Origin of the sequence: Pseudoruegeria sp. HB172150 (assembly GCF_013184805.1) — a bacterium.
GTDB lineage: Bacteria > Pseudomonadota > Alphaproteobacteria > Rhodobacterales > Rhodobacteraceae > Psychromarinibacter.
The window spans coordinates 293865-306343 of record NZ_JAATNG010000002.1; the positions used below are offsets into that span (position 1 = coordinate 293865).

The 12479-nt window shown below is 65.8% G+C and carries 12 protein-coding genes; 4 read left to right on the forward strand and 8 right to left on the reverse strand.

What is annotated here, in order from left to right; translation table 11 throughout:
- Positions 1-61 precede the first annotated feature (61 nt).
- The 6 genes from HCO70_RS13215 to HCO70_RS13240 all read right to left on the reverse strand — a co-directional run bounded on the left by HCO70_RS13215 (position 62) and on the right by HCO70_RS13240 (position 4872).
- A complete protein-coding gene (locus HCO70_RS13215) occupies positions 62-967 on the reverse strand; it encodes a DUF2927 domain-containing protein (protein ID WP_172297417.1) in 906 nt (301 codons plus the stop codon).
- A gap of 49 nt (positions 968-1016) precedes the next feature.
- Positions 1017-2210 carry a toxic anion resistance protein gene (locus tag HCO70_RS13220; protein WP_172296854.1) on the reverse strand — a complete coding sequence of 398 codons (1194 nt, stop codon included), beginning with the start codon at positions 2208-2210 and terminating at the stop codon, positions 1017-1019.
- A 26-nt stretch (positions 2211-2236) separates the two neighbouring features.
- Positions 2237-3118, reverse strand: a complete 882-nt coding sequence (locus HCO70_RS13225; RefSeq protein ID WP_172296856.1) for a 5-bromo-4-chloroindolyl phosphate hydrolysis family protein — start codon at positions 3116-3118, stop codon at positions 2237-2239.
- Between the two features lie 3 nt (positions 3119-3121).
- A complete protein-coding gene (locus HCO70_RS13230) occupies positions 3122-3325 on the reverse strand; it encodes a hypothetical protein (protein ID WP_172296858.1) in 204 nt (67 codons plus the stop codon).
- A gap of 195 nt (positions 3326-3520) precedes the next feature.
- Positions 3521-4363 carry a pseudouridine synthase gene (locus HCO70_RS13235; RefSeq protein ID WP_172296860.1) on the reverse strand — a complete coding sequence of 281 codons (843 nt, stop codon included), beginning with the start codon at positions 4361-4363 and terminating at the stop codon, positions 3521-3523.
- A gap of 38 nt (positions 4364-4401) precedes the next feature.
- Complete coding sequence (locus HCO70_RS13240) at positions 4402-4872, reverse strand: GNAT family N-acetyltransferase (protein WP_172296862.1); 471 nt, start codon at positions 4870-4872, stop codon at positions 4402-4404.
- A gap of 110 nt (positions 4873-4982) precedes the next feature.
- Here HCO70_RS13240 and HCO70_RS13245 point away from each other — a divergent pair, with 110 nt between their 5' ends.
- The 3 genes from HCO70_RS13245 (at position 4983) to HCO70_RS13255 (ending at position 8488) form a co-directional block, all read left to right on the forward strand.
- On the forward strand, positions 4983-5435 hold the full coding sequence (locus tag HCO70_RS13245; RefSeq protein ID WP_253913272.1) for a nucleoside deaminase: 453 nt from the start codon (positions 4983-4985) through the stop codon (positions 5433-5435).
- A gap of 72 nt (positions 5436-5507) precedes the next feature.
- Entirely contained in the window at positions 5508-8135 is a 2628-nt protein-coding gene (locus HCO70_RS13250; RefSeq protein WP_172296864.1) for an AAA family ATPase, read from the forward strand.
- An 80-nt stretch (positions 8136-8215) separates the two neighbouring features.
- Positions 8216-8488, forward strand: coding sequence for a DUF4242 domain-containing protein (locus HCO70_RS13255; protein ID WP_172296866.1), 273 nt, complete (start codon positions 8216-8218; stop codon positions 8486-8488).
- Between the two features lie 203 nt (positions 8489-8691).
- Here HCO70_RS13255 and HCO70_RS13260 read toward each other — a convergent pair whose 3' ends face one another.
- Positions 8692-9150 (reverse strand): DUF2267 domain-containing protein, encoded by a 459-nt coding sequence (locus HCO70_RS13260; RefSeq protein ID WP_172296868.1) that lies wholly within the window; start codon positions 9148-9150, stop codon positions 8692-8694.
- A gap of 76 nt (positions 9151-9226) precedes the next feature.
- On the opposite strand from HCO70_RS13260, the gene HCO70_RS13265 reads away from it, so the two are divergent.
- Positions 9227-11002, forward strand: a complete 1776-nt coding sequence (locus tag HCO70_RS13265) for an SLC13 family permease (RefSeq protein WP_172296870.1) — start codon at positions 9227-9229, stop codon at positions 11000-11002.
- 91 nt (positions 11003-11093) lie between these two features.
- On the opposite strand, the gene HCO70_RS13270 is transcribed toward HCO70_RS13265, so the two are convergent.
- Positions 11094-11969 carry a porin gene (locus HCO70_RS13270; protein WP_216665424.1) on the reverse strand — a complete coding sequence of 292 codons (876 nt, stop codon included), beginning with the start codon at positions 11967-11969 and terminating at the stop codon, positions 11094-11096.
- Positions 11970-12479: the final 510 nt, after the last annotated feature.

Genomic DNA, 12479 nt, shown 5'->3' on the forward strand with positions numbered 1-12479 from the left:
CCTCCGTTGGCGCAGCGAAGGGTAGGGCCGATAATCTGAAGATCGGGTTAGGGCCGGGCGATCAGGATTCGCCGCCCAGTAGCTCGGCGGCGATCACTTCGGCAACCGGACGCGCCTCCTGCTCCGTCATGTTGCTGCGCATCCGCGGATCGTAGAGCATCTGCAGCAACATCTCGTCATGCGTCGTCAGCAGCCCGAATTCCTCGTCGTCGTTGAAGATCGACGGCCGCGCCTTGGGGCTGTCGTTCGACAGGCCCAGACCCTGCGCCAGTTCTTCGTGGAAGCAGGACAGGCGCAGCAGATCGGGATGCTCGCCGCGGATCACCGCCACGGCCTGCGTGTAAGATCCGTCATCCCGCGCATCGCGTGCGAAGACCAGACAAAACGTCGACCGGCGCATGTTTTCCACGGTACTGATCGCGCCCTGGCTGATATCCGGAATGATCTTGCGCAGCTCAGGGCCGATATTCCGCCGCTCGTCCTCGTTGACGACAAAGACATGGTAATTGGCGTTGCGCCCGTTGGTCATGGTGATCGGCAGCCCGCTGACCCGCGACAGCCTGGCCGCATAGGATGCGATCGACCGCCGGTCGATCTCGCGCTGGTCCTCGGGCACCGTGGCACCGAAATTCACCTGCATGCGCACCGGCTCGTTCCAGCGGTGCAGCCGGCTTTCGGTCTGCTGCGGCACCAGCCTGCCACCGATATTCGCGAATTCCTCGTAAAGCGCGATGCGGATGAAGTTTTCGACCAGCTGACGCTCGGAAAACGGCGTGTCCGGGCCACCGCCATCGGTGCGCAGCAGGCCCTGCGCCTTCAGATCGGCCTCGACCCGGGCGAAATAGGCGGCGAGCTCGCGGCTTTCCTCCGACGGTTCAACCGGATCTGCCTCGACCGGGGCTTCCGGCCGGGTCGCGGGGGGCGGAGAGGTCAGCAGGACATTGTCGCAGCCCGACAGAACCAGCATGCCCGCCAGTGCAATCCCTCCCAGTCCCCTCGGCCGCGGCACCCGTTCCTCAGTTGCCGGGTACGGCAGAGCCGACGGTGTCGCCCGATTTGTCCTTGCGGGCCTTGGCGGATGCGAGCGTGTCGCGCAATTCCTTCTCCATCTTCTGCAGGTCTTGCTCGGCGGCGGCGCGACGGGACTTGCCCTCGTCGGCGATCTGTAGGCTTTCCTCGATGGTGGCGATCAGATCGGCATTCGCGGCCTTCACCGACTCGATGTCGAACACGCCCCGCTCCATCTCGGTGCGCACGGCCGCGTTGGCCTCGCGCAGGTTCTTTGCATTGGCGGTCAGCAGTTCGTTGGTCAGGTCGTTCGCCTCGCGCACTGCCTTGGCGGCTTCCGAGGAACGCTGGATCGTGACCGCCTGCGCAAGCTGCGTCTCCCACAGCGGCACGGTGTTCACAAGGGTGGAGTTGATCTTGGTGACCAGAGACTTGTCGTTCTCCTGCACCAGCCGGATCGACGGCAGCGATTGCATCGTCACCTGACGCGTCAGCTTGAGGTCATGCACCCGGCGCTCCAGGTCGTCGCGGGCAGAGCGCATGTCGCGCAGCTCCTGCGCCTTCATCACGCCCTGATCCTCGGCGGCGGCCTCGACTTCCTTTTCCTTCGCAGGGATCGTCTGGGTGTCCAGCTCCTCCAGCTTCTCCTCGCCGGCGGCGATGTAAAGGCCCAGCTCGTCGTAGAAATCCAGCGTCTTCTCGTACAGCACGTCGAGCGACTTGATGTCTTTCAGCAGTTTGTGCTCATGGCCAAGCAGGTTGTCGGTGATCTTGTCGATCTGGCCCTGCACATCCTCGTAGCGGGCCACGAACTTGGCCATCGGGGCCATTTTGCCCGTCAGTTTCTCCCACCAGGTCTGCTTGCGCCTCACGTCCAGTTCGGACACCGAGAAGCCGCGGATCGCGGTGACGATATCGCGCAGCGAATCTCCGGCGGGGCCGACATCCTTGTTGCGCACGTCGGTCAGCATCGCCTGGCTAATCTGCTGCAGTTCCGCCTGCGCGGCAGAGCCGAAGCCGATGATCGAATTGGCGTCGCCCATGTCGAGCTCGTCCATCCGCTTGCGGATTTCCGCGGCGACCGGCGCGTCGGCCTCCTTCAGGGGCACCAGCTCGCCCTTCGGTTCCGGCAGGATCACCGCAGTAACCTTCTCGACATCCTTGAGCGCTTCCTCGGCCTTCTGACGTACAGACTCAGTCATGGTTCAGACCCCCTGGTTCCCCAATGCTATTCCGGCCGAACGCCTTCACGGGCCAGCCTGTCACGTAATACTTCTATCTCGATATCCAAATCGGTTCGATTGTCGGTCAACAGCTTCTCTGTCTGTGCGCTGAAATTCGCCTCGAGGTCGTCGAGAAGCGATTCATAATCAGCACGCGCGCTTTCATCCCGGGTTCGTGCGTAGAGGTCCGCAAACTTGACCGTCGCATCCCGCACGCCCAACAGGTAGACGCTCAGGTATTTCCGCGCGCCGGTCAGGTCGCGCGGGTCGTTTTCCACCGTCCGGAACATCTCGCGCACCGTCGCCTGAAACTGCGACACGCGCCGCTCCAGTTTCCGGTCTCCGGCGCGAAGGATGGCGTCGGACATTGCCTTGAGGTGCTTTTCCGCCTCATCGACCGCGCGCGCCACGCGATCCGACTGGAACTGGTCGATCCCTTCGGCGCCCTTGTCGCGCATCGGATCCGGCCCGAAGGCCATGAAATGCAGGATAACACCCAGACCGGCGAAAATTGCCGGGTTCAGCAGGCTGGCCTCCGCGCTGTATCCGGCGATCGCAAGCCCGGCCCCGGTCATGATCGAACCGAACATCTTCCGGGGAAAGCCCGGACGCCGCGCCACCCGGCGCGCGTCATATTCGGCCTCGGCCCGCAGCCCCTCGCGCGTCAGCCATGCAGCCAGCATCAGCACGCCGAACCCGACGATGTTCTGCGCCATGCCTAGCGGTTCGTGGAAGAAGGCAGAAACGATCAGCGGCAGCGGCACGATGAACAGCAGGTTTGCCCGCACGGTACTGGGCCATTTGCCGCGAAAGCCTGTCCGCGGGGGCGCTCCGCTCCCTCCCGGTGTGCCATCCGGGCTGTATTTGCCGCCATACCTTTCGGCCATCGGTCAGGAGCCTCCGCCGAAGGACACGTACAGGATCAGCCCAAGCAGAAGCACATATGCGATTTTCGGCAACATTCCGCTCTCCGCTATGTCGAGCCCGCTGGTCTGGCCCGCGCCCCTCGTCACAGCACGCACCGCCGTGGCCACGATAGCAAAGCCGATCAACAGAATAACGACGAAGAGAAGGGCCAGGAACAGCCTAATCACGGGGGGTCTCTCCTTTGACTTAGGGGCATCGTAGGCGAATTCCGTCGGGTCGGCCAGACGGCCCCTGCGTCATCATGCAAGGTGGCCCGTCACGGCCGAAGTTGGCCATTGAAAGCTGTCCGTTCCCATGAGCAATCGCTCGGCCTGCCCGAATTCTTTCTGAAAACCCGCACCGGGGAAATCGCAGTTTCCCGACTATTGCCGCCGACCGCGCGGGCTCTTGCGCGGCGAAGCACCCGGCGCGGCTTTGTGCGGCCGCTTCGGCCCGCCCGGACCCCGGCCACGCACCGCCGGTTTCGCCTCCTCCGGCGACATGCCCAGCTGATCGCGCAGCACGCGGCCCTTGATCTCGCTGACCTCACCCGAGGCGAGGTTCCCCAGCTGGAACGGACCGTAACTTACCCGGATCAACCGGTTCACGCTCAGCCCCACGGCTTCCATCGCTCGCCGGATCTCGCGGTTCTTGCCCTCGCGCAATCCCACCGTCAGCCACGCATTCGCGCCCTGCTGCCGGTCCAGCGACACGCTCATGCCCTGGAAACGTTCGCCCTCGATCTCGATCCCGCGCCGCAGCGGATCCAGCATCGCCTCGTCCGGCGCGCCCTTGACCCGCACACGGTATTTCCTCAGCCAGCCGGTCGAGGGCAGCTCCAGCCGCCGCTTGATCTCGCCGTCATTGGTCAGAAGCAGCAGGCCCTCGGAATTCAGGTCCAGCCGCCCCACGCTCATCACACGCGGCATGCCTTCGGGCAGGGCATCGAACACGGTCTTCCGGCCCTGCTCGTCCTTCGCGGTTGTCACCAGACCCGGGGGCTTGTGATACAGCCACAGCCGCGGCGGTTCCGGCGCGGCCAGCGGCTTGCCGTCCACCTCGACCCGGTCCTTGTCCGTCACATTAAGGGCAGGGGAGGTGATCGCCTTCCCGTTGACCGAAACCCGACCCGCCTCGATCATCCGCTCCGCCTCGCGCCGGCTGGCGACGCCGGCACGCGCCAGCACCTTTGCGATCCGGTCGCCGGGAGGGGTGGAGTTTTCCATGGTGTCCTCTACCGCGCGCAACCGCGCGGGGCAAACGCTCACAGCGGTTTGCGCATCCGGTAATTGGTCAGCTTCACGTCCTGGCGCGTCACCTGCTGCTCCGCCACGGTGACCCAGCCCATCTTTTCAAAGAGCGGCCGCGCCACCTTGCTGGCCTGCACCGTCAGCTCGCACAGCCCCTGCTTCCGCGCCCGCGCCTCCACCGCCTCGTACAGCCGCCGCCCGATCCCGTGCCCCGCCGCCGAAGGCAGGACGAATGCAAGGTCGATATACCCGGCGTCATCCAGCGTCATGAATCCCAGCGGCTCGCAATCCCGCTCCGCCACGAACCCGTCCACGCCCTTCAGGCGCCGGCGCCAGACCGCCGGGTCCACCGTCAGCCCGCCCCAGGCCAGCCGCTGCGAATAGTCGTAGTGGCCCCGCGACCCTTCATGGATGGCGCAGAAATAGATCCGCGCGACATGCGGCGCATCTTCAACCGTCAGCGGACGGATCCTGATCGCCGTCATACGGGGGCCCTCGTTACTGTCCGGCACATTCCTAGCGCTGCATGCACCCGGCGCAAGCCCGTCCGCGCCGCCGGACTGGCAAAACCCGACGCCATCGGCCAAGAAAGGCCATGAGCCGCTTCGCAAGCCATATGGAAACCGCCCTGTCCGAGGCCCGCGCCGCCGCCGCACGCGGCGAGGTTCCCATTGGAGCCGTCATCGCCGATCCCGGCGGCAACATCGTGGCGCAGGCCGGCAACCGCACGCGCGAACTGAACGACCCCACCGCCCATGCCGAGATCCTCGCGATCCGCGCCGCCTGCGCCGCCGCCGGTTCGGAACGGCTGCCGGGCCACACGCTCCACGTCACCCTCGAACCCTGCCCGATGTGCGCCGCCGCCATCGCCTTCGCCCGCATCGCGCGCCTCTACTACGGCGCCGCCGATCCGAAATCCGGCGGCGTCGCCCACGGCCCGCGCATCTTCACCCACCCGCAGATCCACCACGCGCCCGAAGTCTACGACGGCATCGCCGCCGCCGAATGCGAAGCCCTCCTCAAAGAGTTCTTCGGCGGCCTGCGCTGATCCGTCTCTCCCCGGTTTCCCGTTTTGAACGCCCCGTCCCATCAGCTATCATCCCCGCAAGGGAGTGGTGGAGTGACGAAAGGCGACCTCCTCGAACGCGATAACGATCTCGCCGCGCTCGAGGCGGCGTTCGCCGACGCCTGCGCCGGCACCGGCCGGATCGTGCTGGTCAGCGGCGAGGCCGGGATCGGCAAGACCTCCCTCGTCGAGTCCTTCGCCGCCCGCCACCACGACACGGCGCGCGTCCTGCGCGGCTATTGCGACCCGCTGCTGACCCCGCTGGCACTCGGCCCCTTGCACGACATCTCCCGCAGCCTCGGCACCGACCTCGCCGCACAGATCGACCGCGGCGCCCGTACCTCGACCCTCTTCGCGCAGCTTCTCGACACCCTCCTCGCCCCGATCCGTCCCGCGATCCTGGTGGTGGAGGATATCCATTGGGCCGACGAGGCGACGCTCGACCTGCTGAAATATCTCGGTCGTCGGCTCGACGCCGCCCGCGTCCTGCTGATCGCGACCTATCGCGACGACGAGGTGCAGCGCCATGATGCCCTGCGCCTGCTGCTGGGCGACCTCGCCACGGTGCGCATCGTCGAAAGGCTGCAGCTCGCCCGCCTAAGCCGTGACGCCGTGCGGGCGCTGGCCCGTGACCGCGCGGGCGACACGGATGCCATCTACAGCCAGACCGGCGGCAACCCGTTCTTCGTCACCGAGGTCATCGCGTCGGAAGCCTCCGGCGTCCCCGCCACCGTCCGCGATGCCGTGCTCGGCCGCGCCGCGCGGCTCGCGCCCGGGGGCATGGCGATGCTCGACCTTGCCGCTGTCATCGGCGCCCGTACCGAATACGCGCTGCTGGAACAGTTCCCAGATATCGCCGCCGCCGGCCTGCCGGAATGCCTGGCGCTCGGCCTGTTGCAGGACACCGGCACAGGCGTGGCCTTCCGGCACGAGCTGGCCCGCAACGCCGTGCTCGAGGCCATCGACACGCTCCGCCGCCGCGCGCTCTGCCGGGACGTGCTGGCGGGCGCGATCCGCGCCGGGTACGCGGAACAGGGATACGCCGCGCGCCTGGCGCATTATGCCGAGGGCGCGGCCGATGCCGGGGCGGTGATCCGCTACGCCGATGCCGCCGGACGCACCGCCTCCAGGGTCGGCGCGCATCGCGAAGCCGTGGCGCATTTCCACAGCGTCCTGCGCTTCTCGGACGGGCGCAGCACGGCCGAACGCGCAACCGCCGCGACGAACTACGCCCGCGAATGCGCCGTGGTCGACCAGCTCGCCGACGCCATCGCCGGCTACCGGCAAGCCGTCGCCCTCTGGTCAGATCTGGACGACCCCCTCAAACACGGCGAAACGCTTGCCGCGCTCGCATGGCCGCTGGTCCGCCACGGCGCCACGGCAGAGGCCGACACGGCGGCGGCAGAGGCCATCGCACTCCTGGAGCCGCTGGGCCCCACCCGCCAGCTCGCCCATGCCTACCGCACCCAGGCGCATCTTCGGATGCTCGACCGCGACACCGCCAGGGCCGTCGAAATCGGCGGCAAGGCCATCGCCATGGCAGGGGGGCTGGGCGATATCCCGACGCTCGCCGGGGCCGAGATGGTGGTTGGCGCGGCACGGCTCGTCTCCGACGATGCCGGTGGCCGCGCGCAGCTAGACCGCTGCCTCGATCTCGCCCGCGACAACGGGCTCGACGAACTCACGGCACTGGCGCGGATGAACCTCGGCTCGGCCTATGGCGAACAGTACCGTTTCGCCGAGGCCGAACAGGAACTGCTCATTGGCCTCGCCTTCACCCGCGACCACGACCTCGATCACTCCGGCCATTACATGTCGTCCTGGCTGGCGCTGACCCTGTTGTTCCAGGGCCGCTGGAAAGAGGCTGCCGAACGGGCCGCCGACCTTCTCGACCAGCCCGATCTTGCCGCGATCAGCCGCATCATGGCGCTGGTGGCGCTGGGCCGGATCCGCACCCGGCGCGGCGATCCCGGCGCGCGGGAGGCACTGGACGAGGCGCTGACACTCGCCCGCAGCACCGCCACCCTGCAGCGTCTCGCCCCGGTCCATGCCGCGCGGGCGGAAATGGAATGGTTCGCGGGCGACCCCGGCGCCGTCTCCGCCGAGGCCAGCGCCGTTTTCGACCTCGCCGCCGCCCGCCGCCACGCCTGGCATAGCGGCGAATTCCTCTACTGGCGCAGCCTCGCGGGCGAAACCCTGTCGCATTGCGACTGGGCCGCCGCACCCTACGCCCTGCAGATCGCGGGCAACTGGAAGGCAGCCGCCGGCCTCTGGCGCGCCCGCGGCTGCCCCTATGAAGAGGCGCGCGCGCTCGCCGCAGGCAGTCAGACGGCACGGCTCCGTGCCCTGGAACTCTTCGACGCGCTGGGCGCCGCTCCCGCCGCCGCCAGCCTGCGCCGCACAATGCGCGCCGACGGCAGGCGTCAGGTCCCGCGCGGCCCGCGTGCCAGCACCCGGAACAACCCCTTCGGCCTGACCAACCGCGAGATGACCACGCTCGGCTACCTCGTTCGCGGCTTCAGCAATGCCGGGATCGCCGACGAGCTCTTCATCTCGGCCAAGACGGTGGATCACCACGTCTCCGCGATCCTCGGCAAGCTCGGCGCCGCTTCGCGAAAGGATGCGGCCGAGATCGCGGTGCAGGAGGGCCTCTACGCGAAAAATGGGGAAGAGCCCGCGTAAAATGGGGAACGCCTCCCGATGTGGCGCGCGCAGCATCCCGCCATTCTCTCCTCGTCAGTCAGACCAAGGAGAATGACACGATGAACAGATACCTTGTCGAACGTACCTTTCCCGACGGCCTCGGCCTCATGCCGACGCAGGAGGGCAACGGCGCCGCGCAGACCGTCGTGGCCAACAACGCCGCCAAGGGGGTGACCTGGGTGCATTCCTACGTCACACCGGACAAGAAGCGCACCTTCTGCATCTACGACGCGCCATCGCCCGAGGCGATCCGCCAGACCGCCGACACCAACGGCCTGCCGGTGGAGCGCATCACCGAGGTGCGGGTCCTCGACCCGTATTTCCACTACTGACCCGGGTGCGGCCGCGGTTCGCGGCCGCACCACCCTCCCGCATGGCAGAGAAATCCGCATGCTTCTTCTGGTCAGAAATATCCCCGCCGGAGGCTCCCGAACCCACCACGCGCGCACCGCCGGGATGCTGGCGTCCCCACCCTACGTTTCCGCTAACATGCCTGAAATCAATGACTTGACCCCCCGTCCCCATGGGGACGCCCTCAGCTGAACCGCCGCCCCAGCTCCGCCGGATCGCTCACCTCGACCGCCCAGAACGCCTCCGCCTCCGGCCCGATCCCCGCCAGCACCCGGTCGAAATCCACCAGCCGCACCTGCCGCCTGACCGCCCAGGCCACCGCCTCGATACAGTCATCCGGGGTCAGGTTGTGGTCCTTCCGGACCGCCTTCGCCTCCGCCACCAGCGCCGCCCGCGGCCCCCATTCCACCGGCCCCGCGCCCACATCCCAGCGATAGACGAACATCGCCCTCAGAACCGCCGGCAGCTCGTCGGCAAAGGCGATCCCCTCCGCCACCGTCAGCCGCCGCCGGAACACCTGCAGCACCCCGTCCGTCGCGGTATAGGCCATGTTGTCCGAGACCAGCCCCATCCGCTCCTTCGCGTCGTCGAGAAAGGCGCGCCAGTCCTTGCTGGCCGTGCGATAGGCATGGGGCATCGGCATGCCGCCACACTGCCCCTGCCGCCCGCCCGTCGCAACCGGTTCCGCTCCCGCGCGTTCCCCTCTAGGCTCGGCCTTCATGACCCAGGACCAGATCATCCTCTTCGCGCTCTTCGTCGGCGTCTTCGGCCTCCTCCTCTGGGGCCGGTTCCGCTATGACCTCGTGGCCTTCTCCGCGCTGATGCTCGGCGTCGTCCTCGGTGTCGTCCCGACCGAGGAGGCCTTCTCCGGCTTCGGCCATTCCGCCACCCTGATCGTCGCTCTGGTCCTGATCGTCTCCGCCGGTCTCACCCGTTCCGGCGCCGTCTACCTTATCACCCGCACGCTGGTGGACAGCTCCCGTTCGCTCGGCACCCATATTGCCATCATGGGCGGCGTCGGCGGCGTCCTCTCGGCCTTCATGAATAATGTCGCCGCCCTCGCCCTGCTGATGCCGGTCGACATCCAGACCGCCCACAAGGCCGGCCGGCCGCCCGGCCTGTCGCTGATGCCGCTCTCCTTCGCGACGATCCTAGGCGGCATGGCCACCCTGATCGGCACGCCGCCCAACATCATCATTGCCTCGATCCGCGCCGACTCCCTCGGCGAAAGCTTCCGCATGTTCGACTTCGCCCCGGTCGGCGGGATCACGGCGCTGGTCGGGCTGGCCTTTGTCGCCCTGATCGGCTGGCGCCTGATCCCCCAGAGCGAAGCCAAGCAATCCGCCGGCGCGCTGGACCTGACCGACTACATCGCCGAACTCACCGTGCCGGAGGAGTCGAAACACATCGGCAAGCGCCTGTCGGAACTGACCGAAGAGGCTGAAAAAGCCGACGTCGCCATTCTCGGCCTCGTGCGAAATGGCAAGCGGCTTTACGGGCGCCAGGCCAACGCCGTTCTGGAAGCACAGGACGCGCTGGTCCTGCAGGCCGAGCCGAAGGCGCTGGACGAGTTCCGCGCCGCGCTGTCGCTCAGCTTTGCCGAGAAGGAGCGGGAAGAGAAGCTGCTGGCGGACGGCGAGGGCCTGTCGAAGATCGAGGTCGTCGTTCCGGAAGGCGCCCGCATTTCAGGCAGGGCGGCGATGACCATCGGTCTGAACTGGCGCCGGCGCTCAGTACTGCTGGGTATCTCACGCAAGGGCTCCGTGATCCAGAGCCAGGTCAGACGTACCCCGATCCAGCCCGGTGACATTCTGTTGCTGCTGGTACCACAAGGGCAGGAAGCGGAAGTGACCGCCTGGCTGGGCTGCCTGCCCCTGGCAGAGCGCGGGCTGGCAGTGACGCAGGACAGCAAGGTATGGCTCGCCATAGGCATGTTCGGCGCGGCCGTGGCTGCGGCATCCTTCGGGCTGATCTATCTGCCCGTCGCGCTTGGTCTGGTCGTGATCGGCTACACGCTCGCCCGGATCGTGCCGATTACCGAAGTCTACGACCATGTAGAGTGGCCGGTTGTGGTGCTGCTTGGTTCGATGATCCCGCTTGGGGCCGCGCTCGAAAGCTCGGGTGGTACCGAGTTGATTGCCAATGCATTGGTCGGTCTGACCGGAGGCATGCCGGCCTGGGCGATCCTGACTGTGCTAATGGTCGTGACCATGACCCTGTCGGATGTATTGAACAACACGGCCACCGCCATCGTCGCGGCACCGGTCGGCATCCAGATGGCGCAGATGCTGGAGGTTAGCCCCGATCCGTTCCTGATGGCTGTCGCGGTGGCCGCGTCCTGCGCATTCCTTACGCCCATCGGGCACAAGAACAACACGCTGATCCTGGGGCCTGGCGGCTATAGATTCGGCGACTACTGGCGAATTGGACTGCCGTTGGAAATTCTGGTCGTGTCGGTGTCGGTGCCGGCGATCCTGGTCTTTTGGCCATTATGACGGAACAGGCGCTCGCAATAGTGACGTGAGCGACGCCCAGAACATCAAGAATGCCGGCCTCTTCCCGCGATGCAGGCTGGCAGTCAGACTGTCAGAATGCCGACACGGCGCCTGAACTGATCGCGCTGCGACGGCTATTGATAACGCCACCGGCCACCGAGTTCAGCGGAAGGTAGGTTCCGGAGCCCGACAGCGGGATCGTCAGGCCGAATCGAACCGTGTTCATTTCGCCGTCGCCAAGCGAAGAATCCAGGTTCGACCGCGCGTATTCCAGGCTGGCGGTCAGTGGGACCTTGAAGGTATCGCCGAAATAGTAGCTGCCGCCGATGCCGAACGTGCTGATATCTCCGTCTTCGGTCGGGGTGTCGACCGAACCGAAACTCGCCCCACCGAACAGACCCCAAGACTGGTTAATCTGGTAGGTTGCGGCGAACTGATAGAGGTCAGCATCGCCGTCCCCGCCACTGGTATCCGCACGAGTCTGAATGGTGTTTGCGGCCAGCGTCACGCGGTCCGACAGGATGTAAGTCAACCCGAGTCCGTAATCGGTGACATCGGACCCGTCGGGCAGGGCGCCCTCGGTGTCCGAAATGCCGTAAAACGCGCTGAAAGACCAAGGGCCGGTTTCATATCCGGCGGTGAGGCCGTAGGAGGTCGCCTCCGTGTCGATGGAGAGGCCTGTCGCCGCGACCGTCGCATTCTCCAGATAAGCTCCGGCCGAGAAACCGCTGCCGAAGCGGTAACGTGGTGCCAGCCCGATCATGGATCCGTCCGTATCGCCGGTGATGTCGCCTGGTTCCGCCCTCAAAAGGCTCAGATCATATTCAAGTACAAAGCCGGAGCGGTATGAAACGTCCCCGGATGCGTCGAGCGTGTAGAAGACAACCTCGCCATTGCCGTCGGAAAGATTGCCGCCGCCAACGCCGAGTGTAACGGTGTTGTTCCAGTCCTGCGCGTTCGTAGCCATGGGCAGAGCAACCGCAGCAGAAAGCGTAAAAACGCTGATGACCTGTTTCATTCGATGCTCGATTTATCGTTTTGATTTGGATCGATCATAGCCGAAATATCGCCCAAGATTGAAGGTTTTGAAGCGCAAAGTTAACAAGTGGGCTGACCAGTGTGGCAATGTCGGCACTACCGGCATTTCTTTACTATGCCGGAAATCCATTAAATCAGGAGTGAAATCCTGTACTGGGCAGTGGTTACCAATCAGAAACTGGTTGTTTTGATACAGAATGGAGATAACCGGATCTCGGTTTGTGCATCCGTCGTTGTAGTGGCCCAATTAGAAATCACAATCTTGCCTGCTCCGGCTTACGTGAAAGGTCACAATAACTCCGGACGCAGTGCAAGCTCGTGTGTGTCGCTGCTTGCTAGATTACCCGCACCAGCATGAAGATGCCGAAGGTAATCGCCAGAAACGCGATGTCGCCAAAAGGTATACTGAAGGCGCCTGCCGTGCCCATTTTCTTGTCCT

Coding starts and splice junctions, on each gene's coding strand:
- HCO70_RS13215 (WP_172297417.1), bottom strand. CDS start 967: ATGCTGGTTCTGTCGGGCTGCGACAATGTCCTGCTGACCTCTCCGCCC.
- HCO70_RS13220 (WP_172296854.1), bottom strand. CDS start 2,210: ATGACTGAGTCTGTACGTCAGAAGGCCGAGGAAGCGCTCAAGGATGTC.
- HCO70_RS13225 (WP_172296856.1), bottom strand. CDS start 3,118: ATGGCCGAAAGGTATGGCGGCAAATACAGCCCGGATGGCACACCGGGA.
- HCO70_RS13235 (WP_172296860.1), bottom strand. CDS start 4,363: ATGGAAAACTCCACCCCTCCCGGCGACCGGATCGCAAAGGTGCTGGCG.
- HCO70_RS13240 (WP_172296862.1), bottom strand. CDS start 4,872: ATGACGGCGATCAGGATCCGTCCGCTGACGGTTGAAGATGCGCCGCAT.
- HCO70_RS13245 (WP_253913272.1), top strand. CDS start 4,983: ATGAGCCGCTTCGCAAGCCATATGGAAACCGCCCTGTCCGAGGCCCGC.
- HCO70_RS13255 (WP_172296866.1), top strand. CDS start 8,216: ATGAACAGATACCTTGTCGAACGTACCTTTCCCGACGGCCTCGGCCTC.
- HCO70_RS13260 (WP_172296868.1), bottom strand. CDS start 9,150: ATGCCGATGCCCCATGCCTATCGCACGGCCAGCAAGGACTGGCGCGCC.
- HCO70_RS13265 (WP_172296870.1), top strand. CDS start 9,227: ATGACCCAGGACCAGATCATCCTCTTCGCGCTCTTCGTCGGCGTCTTC.
- HCO70_RS13270 (WP_216665424.1), bottom strand. CDS start 11,969: ATGGCTACGAACGCGCAGGACTGGAACAACACCGTTACACTCGGCGTT.